15 protein-coding genes are annotated in these 16680 nt (G+C 64.2%); 8 read left to right on the forward strand and 7 right to left on the reverse strand.

Features of this window, described 5'->3' with window-relative positions; genetic code table 11:
* Nucleotides 1-2 precede the first annotated feature (2 nt).
* Nucleotides 3-974 (forward strand): CHAD domain-containing protein, encoded by a 972-nt coding sequence (locus NR187_RS31560; protein ID WP_256808990.1) that lies wholly within the window; start codon nt 3-5, stop codon nt 972-974.
* Here the strand turns inward: NR187_RS31560 and NR187_RS31565 are convergent.
* On the reverse strand, nt 971-2791 hold the full coding sequence (locus NR187_RS31565; RefSeq protein ID WP_256808991.1) for an alpha/beta hydrolase: 1821 nt from the start codon (nt 2789-2791) through the stop codon (nt 971-973). The two genes, NR187_RS31560 and NR187_RS31565, sit on opposite strands and share 4 nt — an antisense overlap.
* 229 nt (nt 2792-3020) lie before the next feature.
* On the opposite strand from NR187_RS31565, the gene NR187_RS31570 reads away from it, so the two are divergent.
* Entirely contained in the window at nt 3021-3749 is a 729-nt protein-coding gene (locus NR187_RS31570; RefSeq protein ID WP_256808992.1) for a CBS domain-containing protein, read from the forward strand.
* Between the two features lie 13 nt (nt 3750-3762).
* On the opposite strand, the gene NR187_RS31575 is transcribed toward NR187_RS31570, so the two are convergent.
* From NR187_RS31575 to NR187_RS31585, 3 genes are all read right to left on the reverse strand, one after another.
* Complete coding sequence (locus NR187_RS31575) at nt 3763-4227, reverse strand: RidA family protein (RefSeq protein WP_256808994.1); 465 nt, start codon at nt 4225-4227, stop codon at nt 3763-3765.
* A 3-nt stretch (nt 4228-4230) separates the two neighbouring features.
* The gene (locus tag NR187_RS31580) at nt 4231-5928 is read right to left on the reverse strand and encodes a benzoate-CoA ligase family protein (protein ID WP_256808996.1); all 1698 of its coding nucleotides are present in this window, start codon (nt 5926-5928) and stop codon (nt 4231-4233) included.
* A 152-nt stretch (nt 5929-6080) separates the two neighbouring features.
* The gene (locus NR187_RS31585) at nt 6081-6599 is read right to left on the reverse strand and encodes a MarR family winged helix-turn-helix transcriptional regulator (protein ID WP_211384909.1); all 519 of its coding nucleotides are present in this window, start codon (nt 6597-6599) and stop codon (nt 6081-6083) included.
* Nucleotides 6600-6852: 253 nt separating this feature from the next.
* Here NR187_RS31585 and NR187_RS31590 point away from each other — a divergent pair, with 253 nt between their 5' ends.
* Nucleotides 6853-8028, forward strand: a complete 1176-nt coding sequence (locus tag NR187_RS31590) for an ABC transporter substrate-binding protein (RefSeq protein WP_256808997.1) — start codon at nt 6853-6855, stop codon at nt 8026-8028.
* A 29-nt stretch (nt 8029-8057) separates the two neighbouring features.
* Complete coding sequence (locus NR187_RS31595; protein WP_256808998.1) at nt 8058-8513, forward strand: cupin domain-containing protein; 456 nt, start codon at nt 8058-8060, stop codon at nt 8511-8513.
* Nucleotides 8514-8600: 87 nt separating this feature from the next.
* Here NR187_RS31595 and NR187_RS31600 read toward each other — a convergent pair whose 3' ends face one another.
* The 3 genes from NR187_RS31600 to NR187_RS31610 all read right to left on the reverse strand — a co-directional run bounded on the left by NR187_RS31600 (nt 8601) and on the right by NR187_RS31610 (nt 11755).
* Complete coding sequence (locus NR187_RS31600; protein ID WP_211384906.1) at nt 8601-9851, reverse strand: flavin-dependent oxidoreductase; 1251 nt, start codon at nt 9849-9851, stop codon at nt 8601-8603.
* A gap of 262 nt (nt 9852-10113) precedes the next feature.
* Nucleotides 10114-10950: an enoyl-CoA hydratase family protein gene (locus tag NR187_RS31605; RefSeq protein WP_211384905.1), complete on the reverse strand. Its 837-nt coding sequence runs from the start codon at nt 10948-10950 to the stop codon at nt 10114-10116.
* A 43-nt stretch (nt 10951-10993) separates the two neighbouring features.
* Entirely contained in the window at nt 10994-11755 is a 762-nt protein-coding gene (locus tag NR187_RS31610) for an SDR family NAD(P)-dependent oxidoreductase (RefSeq protein ID WP_211384904.1), read from the reverse strand.
* 194 nt (nt 11756-11949) lie between these two features.
* Between NR187_RS31610 and NR187_RS31615 the strand changes: the two genes are divergently transcribed.
* The 4 genes from NR187_RS31615 to NR187_RS31630 are packed head-to-tail and all read left to right on the forward strand — an operon-like array spanning nt 11950 to nt 16678.
* The gene (locus tag NR187_RS31615; protein WP_211384903.1) at nt 11950-12765 is read left to right on the forward strand and encodes an alpha/beta fold hydrolase; all 816 of its coding nucleotides are present in this window, start codon (nt 11950-11952) and stop codon (nt 12763-12765) included.
* 12 nt (nt 12766-12777) lie between these two features.
* Nucleotides 12778-14067 carry an acyl-CoA dehydrogenase family protein gene (locus NR187_RS31620; protein WP_211384902.1) on the forward strand — a complete coding sequence of 430 codons (1290 nt, stop codon included), beginning with the start codon at nt 12778-12780 and terminating at the stop codon, nt 14065-14067.
* A gap of 2 nt (nt 14068-14069) precedes the next feature.
* Nucleotides 14070-15593, forward strand: coding sequence for a class I adenylate-forming enzyme family protein (locus tag NR187_RS31625; protein ID WP_211384901.1), 1524 nt, complete (start codon nt 14070-14072; stop codon nt 15591-15593).
* On the forward strand, nt 15590-16678 hold the full coding sequence (locus tag NR187_RS31630; RefSeq protein WP_211384900.1) for an NAD/NADP-dependent octopine/nopaline dehydrogenase family protein: 1089 nt from the start codon (nt 15590-15592) through the stop codon (nt 16676-16678). Before NR187_RS31625 ends, NR187_RS31630 begins: the two co-directional genes overlap by 4 nt.
* The last annotated feature ends 2 nt before the right edge of the window (nt 16679-16680 follow it).

The raw sequence follows: 16680 nt of genomic DNA on the forward strand, positions 1-16680 counted from the left end.
GGATGGCGCGACCCAGCACGACCTCGACGGCCGCTCGCGCCACGCCGCCGGCGCAGCGCAATGCCCTGCCCGGCCGCCTCAGTCCCGGCATGGCCTGCGACACGGCCTTCCGGATCATCTCCCGCCGTCACCTCGACGCCATCCTCGCCCAGCATGACGGTACGTGTCGCGGCGACCCCGAGGCGCTGCATCAGATCCGGATCGCACTGACACATCTGCGCACCACCATCCGCTTCTTCTCGCCCATGGTCGACGACGCGCTGCGGCCGGGGGTGTGGGCCGAGCTGAAATGGCTGAACAGCCAGCTCGGGATGGTGCGGGATCTCGACGTGGCGATCGAGCGGGTCATCGCCGAAAGCGGAGGCGAGCTTGTCGTCATTGCCGAACTCCAGCATTGGGACGAGAAACGCGCCGAGAGCCATCGCCTGCTGGCCCGCGCGCTGCAATCCGCGCGGTATCGCCGCCTGGTCGAGCAGACCACAACCTGGATCGAGAGCGGCCCCTGGTCGACCCGGCGCAGCAAGGAAGCCATCAGGCTGCGCCGCAGCCCGCTCGCCGACCACGCGACTGAGAGGCTCACCGCGTGGGAGACGACGCTGCTCAGGAAAGCGCGAAAACTGCGCAGGCTCGACGTCGAGAAACGACACAAGCTGCGGCTTCTCAACAAGCGGCTGACCTATTCGATCGAGTCTCTCGAGGATTTATTCGCCGACGAGACGCTGGCGAAGCAGAAGTCGATCCTCAAGCAATTGCGCAAGGCGCAAAAATCCCTCGGACAATTGAACGACGATGCGCGAGGGCAAACCCTGGCGGCATCCTTGAATGAGGCCATCCCCGAGGCCGGCCTTCGCTTCCTCGACCGCAAGCGGGAAAAGAAGCTGCTGCGAGCCGCTACGGAGGCCTACCGCAAGCTGGACAAGGCGAAGCCGTTCCGCTCGTCCGACCTCGCGCCGAATGCAGAGCCTGAGGATTAGGTGTGGACGTAGTCTCCCGGTGCGTCCGGCAGACCGTCAACGCCTCCGGCTCCGATCTGCGGCGGATCGCAGGGCGCGCCGGAGCGCGCCGCCAGCCATCCGGCCCATTCAGGCCACCACGACCCCTCAAGTCGCGGTGCCTGCTTCAGCCATTCATCCGGTCCGACATAGGGCGCGTCCGCGGCCTTGATCAGCACCTGATAGCTGTGGCCGGGTTGGTCCGGCGGCGCGACGACGCCTGCATTGTGACCGCCGTTGGTCAGCACGAACGTCACGTCGGCATCGACCTGATAGTGGATCTTGTAGACAGATCGCCACGGCGCCACGTGATCGGCGAGCGTGCCGACCACGAACATCGGCACATGGATGTCGGAAAGCGAGATACTTCTGTCCTCGACGCGATAGCGGCCCTCGGCCAGGTCGTTGTGCAGGAATAGTTTTCGCAGATATTCCGAGTGCATGCGATAGGGCAGCCGTGTGGCGTCGGCGTTCCAGGCCATCAGGTCGATCGGCGCCGTGCTCTCGCCCATCAGATAATCATGCGACAGCCGCGACCAGATCAACTCGTTGGAGCGCAGGAGCTGGAACGCACCGGCCATCTGGGTCGTGTCGAGATAGCCATGCTGCCACATCATGTCTTCGAGGAAGGCGACCTGGCTCTCGTTGACGAAGAGCGTCAGCTCGCCGGCCTCGGTGAAATCCGTCTGCGCGGCAAGCAGGGTGATCGTGTCCAGTCGCTTGTCGCCATCGCGCGCCATCGCGGCCGCGGCGATCGATAGCAACGTGCCGCCGAGGCAGTAGCCGAGCGCATGGACCTTCCGGTCCGGCAGGATCCGGCCGATCATGTCCAGCGCCGCCATGACGCCAAGCTTGCGATAGTCGTCGAAGGCGACATCACGGTCTTGGGCGTCCGGATTTCGCCAGGAAATCGCGAATACGGTGAAGCCCTGACCGGTCAGATACCTCACCAGCGAATTCTGCGGCGACAGATCGAGGATGTAGTACTTCATGATCCAGGCAGGCACGATCAGGATCGGCTCGGGCCGCACCTGCGCGGTCGTCGGATGGTACTGGATCAGCTCCATCAAACCGTTGCGATACACGACCTTGCCTGGTGAAGCCGCGACCGTCTTGCCGACGACAAACTGTTCGTCACCGGCTGGTTTTGCGGTCGAGTGCAGGCGCACCAGATCGCTGTACCAGTTCTGCCAGCCGAACACGAAATTCTCCCCGCCGCTCTGGAACGCCTTCTCCAGCACCAGCGGATTTGTCGCAGCGAAATTCGACGGCGCCAGCATGTCAAGCATCTGGCGCATCGAGAATTCGACGATGGCTTCATTGGCGGGCGACACGCCGCGTACACCGGTCGTGGCGTCGTGCCACCAGCGCTCCGTGAGCAGAAACGCCTGCGCGAACAGATTGAACGGCGGGGCTTCCCATTGCGCTCCCCTGAAGCGGCGATCCCGTTCCTGCGGCTCTATCACCGACCACGGCTTTTGCGTTGGTGCGTGCGCAACAGATTCCAGCAACCGGCCCATGTCGCGAACGGCTTTGCGGGACATCTCCATCTGGCGCTGCGGCGCCGCAGCGAGATGAGAGCTCCAATCGAGCCAGGCGAGCGACAGGGCCAGCGGCGAAATCCCGCCCGTGAACCGCGCCAGCGACGCGTGAAAAGCTCGGTCCAGAGGGTACGGCTCTGACGGAGGCGCCGGTTGCGCGGGCAGACTTTCGGTCGGACGGTCGACGCTCACAACGGGGTCGGCGGAGGGGTGCCCTGCCGGCTCTTCGGTTCGCGGAACAAGCTGCACGACGCTCATGGCTGAAAATTCCTGCGCACTTTGCCGTTTCAGGTTCTTGGGGTTTCAGGTCCTTGGCAGGATACGTCGCCCGGGTTCCGATGCGTTGAGCTGCATCAATTTCGTCCGCCGATCACGATTGCTTCACCGCCACCGACCGATCTCACCTGCTTGACCTGCGTCAAAGCCGGCCTCCATGCTTGAAATAGGCTTCGCTCATCCACTTTCGTCAAAACCTGCGGAGCTACCCATGCGCGCCCACCAGATCATGACCCGATCGGTCATCTCGGTCACCCCCGACACCAGCATCGTCGAGGCGGCGAACATCATGCTGAAGAGGCATGTCAGCGGCCTCACTGTGGTCGACGATACCGGCAAGCTGGTCGGCGTCGTCTCGGAAGGTGATTTCATCCGACGCAGCGAAATCGGCACCGGACGCAAGCGGGGGCGCTGGCTGAGGTTCATCCTTGGTCCGGGCGGATCGGCCCGCGACTTCGTCCACGAGCACGGCCGCAAGGTTTCGGAGGTGATGACCACCTCCGTCGTGACCATCACCGAGGATACGGCGCTCGCCGAGATCGTCGATCTCATGGAACGGAACAACGTGAAGCGATTGCCCGTCGTCCGCGGCGACAAGATCGTCGGCATCGTGTCGCGCGGGAACCTGCTGCAGGCGGTGGCGGGGCTCGCCCGCGAGGTGCCGGATCCGACGGCAGACGACGATCACATCCGCGGCCGCATCATCGACGCCATGGAGAAGAACGACTGGTGTCCGTTCGGGCTGAACGTCATCGTCCGCGACGGCATCGTTCACCTCAGCGGCGTCATCACCGAGGAGCGCTCACGGCAGGCTGCGGTCGTCGCAGCGGAGAACGTCGAGGGCGTGAAGAAGGTGCACGACCATCTCTGCTGGGTCGACACCATGTCCGGCGTCTATCTGAACTCGCCCGAGGACGACGATCTCGCCAAGGCGAGCTGAAACCTGACGCGGTTCAGCGTGGAATCACGGCGGTGGCCTCGATCTCGACGCGCGCCGCCTTCTCAACGAGGCGCATGACCTGCAACAGCGCCATCGCAGGATAGTGCGCGCCAAAGATCGCACGGTAGACCTTGCCGAGCTCTTTCAGGTTGGTCAGGTACTCGTCCATGTCGACGACGTACCAGGTCAGCCGCACCAGGTGCTCGGGCCGGGCGCCGGCTTCGGCAAGGATCGCAGCGATGTTGCTCAGGGTCTGGCGGACCTGCGCGACGAAGCCGTCCGCGAGACGCTCCTGGGCATCCCAGCCGATCACCCCGCCGGTGACGACGATCCGCCCCTCGGCTGCCATGCCGTTGGCATAGCCTTTCGGGAGCGGCCAGCCGGACGGCTGCAGCACCTGCGCTCCCGACCGGGTTTCGTCCCCGCCTGCTGTCGGCAACACCGCGCGGGGCGGGCCTGTCGGCGTCGTCACTGACAATCTCTATCCTTTCATTCCCGCGACGCCCGAGGATGTCACAGCGGCCTGCGCCAGCTGTCTCAGCGCAAAGCGCTTCAACTTGCCGGTTTCGGTCTTCGGCAGCTGCGTCACGAACTCGATCGCGCGCGGATATTTGTACGGCGCGATCTCGCGTTTGACATGCTCCTGCAACTCGGCGACCAGCCGAGCGTCGGGCGTCACGCCGGGCGCGGCAATGACATAGGCCTTCACGATCATCCCGCGCGCCTCGTCCGGCGCGCCAACGACGCCACATTCGGCAACGGCCGCATGCGTGAGCAGCGCCGTCTCGACATCCGTGCCGGCAATGTTGTAGCCAGCCGACACGATCATGTCGTCGGAGCGCGACTGGTACCAGAAATAGCCGTCGCCATCCATCAGATAGGTGTCGCCGGTGATGTTCCAGCCGTTCTGGACGTATTTGCGCTGCCGCTCGTCGGCGAGATAGCGACAGCCGGTCGGTCCGCGCACAGCGAGGAAGCCCATCGTGCCCGGCGGCAAATCGTTGCAGGAACCGTCGACGATCTTGGCTTCATAGCCCGGCACCGGCTTGCCCGTCGCGCCGGGACGGATTTCGTCCTCGGTCGCGCTGATGAAGATGTGCAGCAGCTCGGTCGAGCCGATCCCGTCCATCAGCTTGATGCCGGTCGCCTTGAGCCAGGCATCGAATGTCGGCCTGGGCAGCGTCTCGCCCGCGGAGACGCATTTGCGCAGCGAGGAAATGTCGCGGCCTGCGAGCTTGCCGAGCATGGCGCGATACGCGGTCGGTGCGGTGAAGCAGACGGTGGTCTTGTACTGCTCGATCGCATTCAGGATGTCGTCGGGCGTGGTCTTCTCCAGCACGACGAAGGAGGCGCCGATGTGCATCGGAAACAGGACGCCGCCGAAGCCGAACGTGAAGGCGAGCGGCGCCGAGCCGACGAAGCGATCCTTCTGCTCCGCCCGCAGGATGTTGTGCGCGTAGCCGTCGCAGACCGCCAGCATGTCCCGGTGGAAGTGCATGGTGCCCTTGGGATCGCCCGTGGTGCCCGACGTGAAGGCGATCAGGCAGATGTCGTCGGAGGCGGTGTCGACAGCTCCGAACTCCGGGCTGGCGTCCGCGATCAGCGCTTCGAGCGAATCGCCGGCGCCGTTCCCCCAATAGACGACGTGCCTGAGACCGGGCGCAGCGGCTTTCGCCTTCTCCATCTCCTCGGCGAGCTTTCCATCGCAGAGCGCCAGCGAGATCTCGGCCTTCTGGATCGGATAGGACAGCTCCTTGGCGCGCAGCAGCGGCATCGTCGCCACCACAATGCCGCCGGCCTTGATCACCGCGAGATAGGTCGCGACCATCATCGGATTGTTGGACGAGCGCAGCAGCACGCGCCCGCCGGTGACGAGACCGAGCTTGCCGACCAGCACATTGGCGATGCGGTTCACCAGCGCCTGCAGCTCGCGATAGCTGTAGCTGACGGCGGGACTGATGACGCAAGGCGCGTCGCCATGCCCCTGCTCGACCCAGCGGTCGAGGAAATAGCTGACGCAGTTCAATCGCGGCGGATAACACAGCTCCGGACGGGTGAAGATGAATTCCGGCCAGAGCTCGCGCGGCGGAAGATGCTGCCGCGCGAACGTATCGACATGGGCCGTCGCATCGTTGCCGTCAGACGAGCCCGAGACTTGAACCTTGGCGGCGTTGGCCATCGCACGCTCCTTTGCGCATGGAAAGCACCCGGCAGCACTATCTGGGAAACATTTTAGGCTTAAAACAATTCGGCGCAATAGCGGATTTTGGGCATCCCGTGCATTTTGCTGCGGCAAGGAAGGATCGGCGGGCGCGTCGGCCCGCGGGCGCCTCAGGCGCGGCGGCGACCGGCCGATTTCTGCGCCGATGCCTTGGTCTTGGCGAGGAGCCGCATCAATTCGCGGACGTCCTTCGGCGAAAGATCGGCGAAGAGATCGGCGATCCAGGTCTCGTGTTCCGCGGCCATCCTGCGAAACTCGGCACGCCCGAGCTTCGTCAGCCTGATCACCTGAACGCGGCGGTCCGTGTCGGAGGTCCGCCGATCGAGATGGCCGGATTCCACGAGACGCTCGACGAGGCCGGTCACATTGCCGTTCGACACCATCATGCGCTTGGAGACGTCGGACAGCGTCATGCCCTCCGGCGCCTTGTCGAGCTGCGCCATCAGATCGAAACGGGGCAGCGTGACATCGAAGCGCTGCCGCAACCGGCCGCGGACCTCGCCCTCGATCAGGGTCGTGCAGGTCAAGAGGCGCAGCCACAACCGAAGCTCTTCGGCGTGATCTTCCGGAGTTTCGACAGCCTTGGTCTCGGAATCGAGCATCTCGATGCAGTCACTCACGGCCGGCATTGGCGCCGGCACGGATTCCCAACATTTTGAGCTTCAAATAAATCCGGGCCGGCTGCAAGCCTAAAGCTGCAACAATCGACCGCACGCCAATTTCTTTAGGCTTCAAGTAATTGGCGCGCCGCTTGCATGCGCCGCTTCCCCGCAAGATGACGGCGCCTTTGGGCTTTGCTTGCCGCCGCAGCCATCATCGGCATAAGCTTGAGTTGAAGTACGAGGCTTGTAGTGCAAGCCCGATCGACACGGGGGACAGATCATGAAGACGCAAACGACTTTGGCCGCAGCCGCCATCCTGCTCGGGACCGCGGTGAGCCCTGCCCTCGCCCAGGAGAAGATCAAGCTGGGTGTGATCGTGACCCTGTCGGGACCCGCCGCCGCACTCGGCCAGCAGGTTCGCGACGGATTTGCGCTCGGGGTGAAGGATCTCGGCGGCAAGATGGGTGGCCGCGATGTCGAAGTGATCGTCGCCGACGACGAGCTGAAACCGGATGCAGCCGTGACGAAAGCCAAAGGCCTTCTGGAGCGCGACAAGGTCGATTTCGTGGTCGGCCCGATCTTCTCCAACATCCTCCAGGCGATCCATCGACCAGTCACGGAGTCGAAGACCTTCCTGATCAGCCCCAATGCAGGCCCGTCGACCTTTGCCGGCAAGGACTGCAACCCGTTCTTCTATGTGACCTCGTATCAGAACGACCAGGTGCACGAAGTCCTCGGCAAGGTCGCGCAGGATCGCGGCTACAAGCGCATGTATCTGATGGTGCCGAACTATCAGGCCGGCAAGGACTCGGTCGCCGGCTTCAAGCTCGACTACAAGGGCGAAATCGTCGAGGAATCCTACATGCCGCTCAACACGCTGGACTTCCAGCCGGAGCTTTCCAAGATTTCATCGCAGAAGCCCGATGCTCTCTTCACGTTCATGCCGGGCGGGCTCGGCGTCAATCTGGTCAAGCAGTACCGGCAGGCCGGCCTCGCCGACAGCATTCCGGTGCTCTCGGCGTTCACGGTGGATGAATCCACTTTGCCGGCCCAGCAGGATGCGGCCGTCGGCATGTTCGGCGGCGCGAACTGGGCGCCCAATCTCGACAACCCCCAGAACAAGAAGTTCGTCGCCGCTTATGAAGCCGCCTATAACGGCGTGCCCGGGACCTACGCCTTCCAGGCCTATGACGCCGCGATGCTGATCAACAGCGCGGTCAAGGCCGTGAAGGGCGACCTCTCGAACAAGGATGCGGTCGGCGCCGCGCTGAAGAAAGCCGACTTCACCTCGCTGCGCGGTGCCTTCAAGTTCAACACCAACGGCTATCCGATCCAGGACTTTTACCTGACCAAGGTCGCCAAGCGTCCGGACGGCAAGTTCCAGACCGAGATCGTCCAGAAGGTCTTCGAGAATTACGGCGACCGCTACGCCAAGGACTGCAAGGCGGCGAACTAAGCCGCGCGTCGCGTTACGGGAGGACTGCAATGAAAACTGAAATCACCGGCATCACCCGGGCCAATGAAGGGATCCAGGGAATTTCCTGGAACATCCTCGGTCAGACCTATGTGCCGAAAAGCAATACCGAGCACAGCTTTTCCTGGCACGCGACATTGCCGCCGGGCACATTCGTGCCGCCGCACATCCATCCGGACCAGGACGAGTATCTCTACATGCTCGAGGGCAAGCTCGACTTCGTGCTCGGCAATTCGGAGTCGCAGGCGACGGCGGGCGATCTGATCCGGCTCGGCATGGGCGTGCCGCACGGCATCTTCAACAAGTCGGAGCAGACCGCAAAAGTGCTGTTCTGGGTGTCACCGACCCGCAAGCTGTTCGACCTGTTCTGGGGCCTTCATAATATGAAGGAGCAGAAGCCCGAGGACGTGGTGGCGATGGCGGCCGAGTTCAACATTCACTTCCTGCCGCCGCCTCCCGGCGGTTAGCAGCATGACCCCGGAAAAGTGCGCAAGCGGTTTTCCGGAAGGGGCATGCTCAATCAAAGGCCAAAGGGTGATGATGATTCATCGCCCTCAAGCGCGCACCGCCGCCAGCCCCGGCACGGCGGCAAAGCCGGCCTTGGTGGCATAGCCGCGCACGATCGCCTCGCGCTGCGAATAGCTCAGCACGTTGTCGACATTGTCGAAACCGTCGGGTGCAAGCTGCTCGACGGCGTCGATGACGCCCTCGGGACCGCCGCGCCGGTTGGAGCGGACGATGTCCGCGGTCATCGGCAGGCGCTTCTTCTCATATTCGAGCAACGCCTGGCGGGGATGCTCGGCGCGTGCCAGCGCATCGGCGAGGCAACGCGCATCGAGGATCGCCTGCGATGCACCGTTCGAGCCGACCGGATACATGGGATGCGCGGCATCGCCGAGCAGTGTGACGCGCCCGGACGACCAATAGGGCAACGGATCCCGGTCACAGGTCGGATATTCGTAGAACTCGGGCGTTGCCGAGATCAGGCTCTTCACGTCGATATAGGGCACCGAGAAGCGGGCCACATGCGGCATCAGCTCCTCGCGGCGCCCGGGTCGCGACCAGTCTTCCTTCCGCGGCGGCGGGGCATTGCCCTCACCGACCTTCACCAGCACCGCCCAATTGGTGAGACGGCTCGCGGGGCTCGATCCCTCCGCGATCGGATAGATCACCACCTTGGCGTTGAGCCCGCCGGCCACGATCATCGATTTGCCGGTGAGGAACAGCGGCCAGTCGCGCGCACCGCGCCACAGCATCAGGCCGTTCCAGCACGGCGGTCCCTCGTTCGGGAACAGCGTGTCGCGAACGCGTGAGTGGATGCCGTCGGCGCCGATCAGGATATCGCCGCGCGCCGTGTGGATATGCGCGCCGGCGCGATCGAAGAAATAGGCGGTGACGCCGCCCTCGTCCTGAGTGAATGCGCCGAGCCGGCAGCCGGTGTGGATAGCATCCGGCCCGAGCCGCTCCTCGACGGCGCGATGGATGACGCCCTGAAGGCGGCCACGGTGGATCGAGAATTGCGGCACGTCGTGGCCCGCGTCGATGCCACGGGCCTCGCGCCAGACTTCCTGGCCGTGGCGATTGAGGTAATAGAGCTGATCGGTGCGGATCGCGACATCGTCGAGCTTCTGGAGCAGACCGAGGCCGGCGAGCTCGCGCATCGCATGCGGCAGCGTGTTGATGCCGACACCGAGCTCGCGGATGGTGTCGGCCTGCTCGAAGATTTCGCAATCCAGGCCGCGCGAGCGCAGCATTAATGCCGTGGTGAGACCACCGATACCGCCACCGACGATAATCGCCTTCATCGCCTTAACTCCACTCGATAACGCCAGGCAATGAGTTAACGTCGCACGGGCAGTTGCTCCGCCGCAAGCGGCTTTGTCGCCTCCGCCCAGAGCTCGGCCCGGGTCTTGGGCTTAGCCTTAATTCCCGGCTCCTAAGGCCCCTGCCGGAGGCGCATTCCTCATCGAAACCCCGCCAATTGAGCCCGACGCCAAATTATTTCAAGCTTAAAGGAATTTCGCGTACGTTCCCTTTTTGGCAGGGCCGCGGCCAGGAGTGACCGGCCTAGTCGCCCCTGAACACCGGCTTGACCTTGTTGGCGAAGGCCTCGAAGGCGCGCTCGAAATCCGCCGTCGTCATGCACAGGGCCTGTGCAACGGCCTCCGCCTCGATCGCCTCCTCTACCGACATCGCCCATTCCATCGCCAGCATCCGCTTGGTCATGGTGTTGGCGAAGGTCGGCCCTTCCGCGATCTGCCTTGCCAGCAGTTGCGCCTGGGGCAACACCTGCTCCGGTGTCACGAGACGGCTGAAGAAGCCCCAGCGCTCGCCCTCCTCCGCGGTCATGAAGCGGCCGGTGTAGAGCAGCTCGGAGGCGCGGGACTGCCCGATGATCCGCGGCAGGATTGCGCACGCGCCCATGTCGCAGCCGGCAAGGCCCACCTTGTTGAAGAGGAATGCGACCTTGGCCCCGCTCGCCGCGAGCCGCATGTCGGACGCCATGGCAATAATCGCGCCCGCGCCGGCACAGATGCCTTCGACCGCAGCGACGATCGGCTGCGGGCAGGCCCGCATCGCCTTGACGAGGTCGCCCGTCATCCGGGTAAAGGCCGTCAGTCCCTTGGTGTCCATCTTCACGAGCGGACCGATGATCTCGAATACGTCGCCGCCGGACGAAAAATTGGCGCCCGCGCCTGTGACGACGATCGACTTGACCGCATCGTCGAACGCGCAGGCGCGAAAGAAATCGGTGAGCTCGCGGTAGCTCTCGAAAGTCAGCGGATTTTTCCGCTCGGGACGATTGAGCGTCACGGTGGCAACGCCGTCGACCACGGCCAGCAGGAAATTCTGCGGCGAATAGTCCGCCAGCGGCAGGGTCACGGGATTGGCTGGTCTGCTCATGCGATCTCCTTAGCTTTCTCGTTCCAGGCCTGCATCGCGCACGCTAGATCTCACCACCGGCAACCGCGATCGCCTGTCCTGTGATCGCACCGGCGCTCTCCCCGCACAGCCACAGCACTGCATCGGCCACCTCCTGAGGCGTGATCAGCCGCCCCTGCGGATTGTGCTTCGCGAGCTCGGCAATCGCCTGCTCGTGGCTGCGGCCCGTCTTCTTCATGATGTTCTCGATGCTGCCGGCAACCAGATCGGTATCCGTGAAGCCGGGACATACGGCATTCACCGTGACATTGCTGCCGGCCATTTCCAGCGCAAGCGAACGCACAAGTCCAATCACGGCGTGCTTGGCGGCACTATACGCGCTGACATAGGGATAGCCCTTGAGCCCGGCCGTCGATGCAATCGCGACGATGCGACCGTAGGGGCGGTCCTTCATCGCCGGCAAGACGCCGTGGATGGCGTGAACCGCGCCCATGAAGTTGACGTCCATCATGCGGGCAAACAGCGCACTGTCCGATTTCGCGAACGGCGCCGATTCAGCGCTGCCGGCGTTGGCGATCAGAATATCGATCGGCTTCCGTGCGCTTGCTTGGGCGATGGCAGCTTTCACCGATGCTTCGTTCGAGACGTCCGCGACCGCCGCAAAATGCGCAGCCCCCGCGCTCACCGCCTCGTCAAGAGTTGCCGCATTGCGGCCAAGCACCGTCACGGTGGCACCGGCGCCCGCGAGGGAGGCTGCAATCGCGCGGCCGATGCCACGGCCGCCGCCGGTGACCAGCGCGTGCGGCGAATGCGGCAATGCGGACATGCGTTGGCTCCCTGGGATGCTGATCGCTCCCTCGATATATTTTAACCTTCAAATTTTTGCAACGAAAGCACCGATTGAGATCCCAATCGTCCAGGCACCCGGGACCGGCCCGAAAATTGCTTTAAGTATAAAATTGTCTCTTCCCATCCCTTACAGGCCTGTTAGCATCGCCGGGCCAAGCAAGAGGTTGTTGCGTGTCGCAATCCACGCCCATGATAACAAGGGACGGACGTTTCGCCTACGAAGCCGCGGGCGATCCGGGCGCAATACCCCTGATTTTCCTGCATGGCATCGGCGGCGCGGCGCGAGCCTGGCGGAACCAGCTCGCCACCTTCGGCACCCGCTTTCGCGCGATTGCATGGGACATGCCGGGCTATGGCGGATCGGCTCCGCTCGGCAGCGTCAGCATCGCTGCCCTGGCGGACGCGCTTCAGCAATTCATCGAGCAACTCGGTGTGAGCAGGCCAATTCTGGTTGGCCATTCCATCGGCGGCATGATCGTCCAGAAATGGCTGGTGCAATTTCCGATGCGCGGGCGCGCGGTCGTGCTGGCGCAGACCAGCCCGGCCTTCGGCAAGGCCGACGGCGATTGGCAGAGATCGTTCATCGCGGCGCGGCTTGGCCCGCTCGACCGCGGAGAGACGATGAAGTCGCTGGCACCTTCCCTGGTAAAGGAGCTTGTCGGCGACGATCCCGATCCAAAGGGAATGGAGCTTGCGCGCGAATGCATGGGAAGCGTGCCCGAGGCGAGCTATCGCGCCATGATGCTGGCCTTGATCGGCTTCGACCAACGCAGCACGCTCAAGGACATTTCCGTGCCGACGCTGCTGCTGTCCGGCTCCAAGGACAACAATGCGCCTGCGCCGATGATGGCGAAGACGGCGACCTACATCCCTTCGGCCGAATATGTCGAGCTCGCCGGCGTCGGCCATCTCGCCAATCTTGAGCGACGCGATGCCTTCGACGAGGCCCTCGGCCGGTTCCTGAACTCCGTCGCGATCAAAACGTAAGGCGAGCGCGCAATGACCGTGCAAGTCCGCAAGAACGTCGGCGCAACCGACAAGGTGGCAATGGACGCCCCGATCTTCGATCCCGTGGCATTCCGCCTGAACGACGAGCAGGCCGGCATCATTTCGCGCGCGCGGGAGATCGGGCAGAGCGTGTTCGCTGGCCGCGCGGCGACTTACGATCGCGAGGCAATCTTTCCGACCGAGAATTATCGCGACCTGCACCGGGTCGGCTTGCTCGGCATTGCCGTCCCCAAGGCGCATGGCGGACTCGGCGCGAACTATCAGACCTATGCCTTGGCAGCCGCGGAAATCGGCCGCTATTGCGGCGCGACCGCATTGACCTGGAACATGCACGTCTGCTCGACCCTGTGGTCGGGTCCACTCGCCGACGATCTCGACATGGACGCCGCGACTCGCACCGAGCACGAGCGGCGACGGGCGGTCCACTACAAGCGCATCGTCGAGGACGGGGCGATCTATTCGCAGCCCTTTTCGGAGGGTGGCGCAGCGGCGGCAGGCGGCGTCGCCTTCGGCACGGAGGCAAAGCCCGTGAAGGGCGGCTGGATCGTCAGCGGCAAGAAGATCTTTGCATCGCTGTCAGGCCATGCAGATTATTACGGCGTGCTCTGCACCGAGATCGAGGAAGGCGGGAAAGCCTCGCGCCGCAACACGCTTTATCTCGCCATCTCCGCCAAGTCGGAGGGCGTTTCGGTCGTCGGCGACTGGGATCCGCTCGGCATGCGCGGAACGGTCTCGCGTACGCTGCTGTTCAAGGACGTGTTCGTGCCCGAGGATTCTGCGCTGATGCCGCGCGGCGTCTATTTCCAGGCCGCGATGCGCTGGCCGCACATGTTCCTGACACTGTCGCCGACCTACATGGGCCTGGCACAAGCCGCCTATGACTTCACCGTGCGCTATCTGCGCGGCGAAGCGCCAGGCATGCCGCCGGTCAAGCGCAGGATGTACCCGACCAAGCAGATCGCGGTCGCGCAGATGCAGATCAAGCTCGAGCAGATCAAGGCGATCTGGTTCCAGGCCGTCACGGAAGCGCGCGCCAATCCAAGCAAGGAGCAGGTGCTCCGCGCCTACGCCGCGCAATATTCGGTGATGGAAGGTGCCAATGAGCTCGCCGCGCTCGCGATCCGCACCTGCGGCGGTCAGGCCATGCTCCGCTCGCTGCCGCTGGAGCGCATCTATCGCGACAGCCGCTGCGGCTCGCTGATGCTGCCCTGGACGGCCGAGCTTTGCCTCGACCGGATTGGACGCGAGGCGCTTTACGAGGCCGGCGAAACGGACGACTGACGGTGGACCTGTGTAGTCTGATCGATCGCAACGCGGCGTTCGCGCCAGACAAGACGGCCATTGCCTTCGAAGGGGAACGGCTGAGCTATGCAGCGTTCGCCGCGCGGATCGAGCGGACCGCGACGGCGTTGAAGCAGGAACTCGGCGTCGGCCGGGGCGACCGCGTTGCAATCCTCAGCCTGAACCGGCCGGACTATCTGGTTCTGCTCTATGCCTGCGCGCGGCTCGGCGCGATGCTGGTGCCCCTGAACTGGCGGCTGGCCGTCGCAGAGCAGCTTTTCATTCTCACCAATGCCGGCGCCAAGGTCCTGGTGCTCGAGCAGGCATTTGAGGGGGTTCTTCCCAAGCTTGAGGGGACTGCCGCTGTCGGGCTCGATTTCGAGCCGCCGGGCGGCACGACGTTCGACGACCTGTTGGCACGCAGCGAGGGCAGTGGCCGCAACCCGCACGCCGATCTCTCCTGCCCGCTCCTCGTTGTCTATACGTCAGGAACGACCGGACGGCCGAAAGGCGCGGTGCTACGCCAGGAGGCGCTGTTCTGGAACGGCGTCATGAGCCAGCACATGCACAACATGACATCCGACGATCACATATTGACGGTGCTGCCGCTCTTCCATGTCGGCGGCCTCAACATCCAGACCACGGCAGCGCTCCAACTTGGCGCGACCGTCACGATCCACGCCCGTTTCACGCCGGATACGGCACTCGCGGCCATCGAACGGGAACGACCGACACTGACCGTGATGGTGCCGGCAATCATCCAGGCCGTAACCGAGCATCCCGCCTGGGCTGCCGCCGATCTGTCGTCGCTGAAGGCGGTCGCCACCGGCTCGACCATCGTGCCGCCGCACCTGATCGAGCGCTTCGTCGCACGCGGTGTACCGGTGCTCCAGGTCTATGGTTCGACCGAAACCTGCCCGATCGCGGTTTACACGCGCCTTGGCGGCGACCTTTCACGTGTGGGATCGACCGGTCTTGCCGGCCTGTGCTGTGAGGCAAAGGTGATCGATCAGGCTGGCAACGCGGTGCCGGCGGGCACGCCGGGCGAGATCGCCGTGCGCGGCCCCAACGTGTTCTTTGAATACTGGGGCGATGCGGATGCCACGCGCGATGCGCTGCACGACGGCTGGTATCGCACCGGCGACATCGGCCTGTGCGACGCCGACGGATATTTCTGGGTCCGCGACCGCAAGAAGAACTTGATCATCTCCGGCGGGGAGAACGTCTATCCGGCCGAAGTCGAGCGCGTCCTTCTGGAACATCCCGATGTCAGCGAATGCGCGGTGATCGGCCGGCCCGATCCGCGCTGGGATGAGGTGCCAATCGCCTATGTGATCCCGAGATCGGGATGCCAGCCCGGAGCCGACGAGTTGAGAGCGCACCTTCTGGCACAACTCGCGCGCTACAAGGTACCGCGCGACATCGTCTTCGTCACGGACCTGCCGCGCACGGCGCTCGGCAAGGTTCAGCATTTCCTGCTGAAGCAGATCGATGCGCAGTCGCGCGCACAAGGAGAGACATCTTGAAGATTGCGGTTCTGGGTGGGGGAAACGGCTCTTTCGCGGCCGCAGGCGATTTTGCGCTGTCCGGACATGAGGTCCGGCTCTGGCGCCGCGACGCGGATCAGGTCGCGGCACATCGTGCCGCCGGCTCCGGCATCGTTGTAAAGGATCATAACGGCCGTCACGAGACCAAGCTCGCGCTGGTCACGACCGACATCGCAGAAGCCGTCAACGGCGCGGAGCTGATCCTGTGCCCCGCCCCCGCCTTCGCGCAGCCGGACATCGCCCGGCTGCTTGCTCCACATCTGCGGGATGGACAGGTCGTGTTTCTGCCACCGGCGACGTTCGGCTCGATGATCTTCGCCCAGGCAGCGCGGGACGCCGGCAACCATGCCAAGGCGAGCTTTGCAGAGACCGGCACGTTGCCCTGGCTGACCCGCAAGCACGGGCCATTCGAGGTCGCCATCACCATCCGCGCCAAGCGACTGCCGGTCGGCGTGCTCCCTCTCGAAACTGCTGCACACGCGATCGAAGTGATCGGACGCGCTTTCCCCGATGCGATCGAGCCGTGCGGAGACGCGCTGTCCGGGGCACTGATGAACGCAGGCCCGATCATCCATCCGCCGCTGATCGTGATGAATGCGGGCCCGATCGAACATTTCGAGCGATGGGACATCCACAAGGAGGGAACGCAAGGCGCGATCCGCCGGGTAACCGATGCGCTCGACGCCGAACGCATCGCGGTGCGCGAAGCGCTCGGCTACGGCGCGCCGCATTTTCCGCTGGCTCATCACTACGCGAAAGAAGGCGAGATCTGGATGTACGGCCGCGGCTCGCATGATCGCCTGACCGATTCGGGCGACTGGCGCGAACGGATCGTGCTGAGCGAACATCGCTACATGCGCGAGGATTTGCGGCTTGGGCTATCGCTGCTGGTCTCAGTCGCTGGCCTGGCGGGCGTGGCCACGCCGCTCGCAAAGGCTTTCCTGGCGATCGGCGGCGCAATCTGCGGCGAGGATTTCAGCCAGGGCGGCCGAACGCTCGAAACGCTGGGGCTGGGCAATCTCGGCAAGGCCGAACTGCAGACGCTTCTACGCAGGGGATTTTGACC

The organism is Bradyrhizobium sp. Bra64 (assembly GCF_024519875.1).
Classification (GTDB): Bacteria; Pseudomonadota; Alphaproteobacteria; order Rhizobiales; family Xanthobacteraceae; genus Bradyrhizobium; species Bradyrhizobium japonicum_G.

Excerpts from the sequence above, each read along its gene's own strand:
- NR187_RS31610 (WP_211384904.1), bottom strand. The coding sequence starts at position 11,755 with ATGTCCGCATTGCCGCATTCGCCGCACGCGCTGGTCACCGGCGGCGGC.
- NR187_RS31565 (WP_256808991.1), bottom strand. The coding sequence starts at position 2,791 with ATGAGCGTCGTGCAGCTTGTTCCGCGAACCGAAGAGCCGGCAGGGCAC.
- NR187_RS31580 (WP_256808996.1), bottom strand. The coding sequence starts at position 5,928 with ATGGCCAACGCCGCCAAGGTTCAAGTCTCGGGCTCGTCTGACGGCAAC.
- NR187_RS31620 (WP_211384902.1), top strand. The coding sequence starts at position 12,778 with ATGACCGTGCAAGTCCGCAAGAACGTCGGCGCAACCGACAAGGTGGCA.
- NR187_RS31590 (WP_256808997.1), top strand. The coding sequence starts at position 6,853 with ATGAAGACGCAAACGACTTTGGCCGCAGCCGCCATCCTGCTCGGGACC.
- NR187_RS31595 (WP_256808998.1), top strand. The coding sequence starts at position 8,058 with ATGAAAACTGAAATCACCGGCATCACCCGGGCCAATGAAGGGATCCAG.
- NR187_RS31605 (WP_211384905.1), bottom strand. The coding sequence starts at position 10,950 with ATGAGCAGACCAGCCAATCCCGTGACCCTGCCGCTGGCGGACTATTCG.
- NR187_RS31570 (WP_256808992.1), top strand. The coding sequence starts at position 3,021 with ATGCGCGCCCACCAGATCATGACCCGATCGGTCATCTCGGTCACCCCC.
- NR187_RS31560 (WP_256808990.1), top strand. The coding sequence starts at position 3 with ATGGCGCGACCCAGCACGACCTCGACGGCCGCTCGCGCCACGCCGCCG.
- NR187_RS31600 (WP_211384906.1), bottom strand. The coding sequence starts at position 9,851 with ATGAAGGCGATTATCGTCGGTGGCGGTATCGGTGGTCTCACCACGGCA.
- NR187_RS31585 (WP_211384909.1), bottom strand. The coding sequence starts at position 6,599 with ATGCCGGCCGTGAGTGACTGCATCGAGATGCTCGATTCCGAGACCAAG.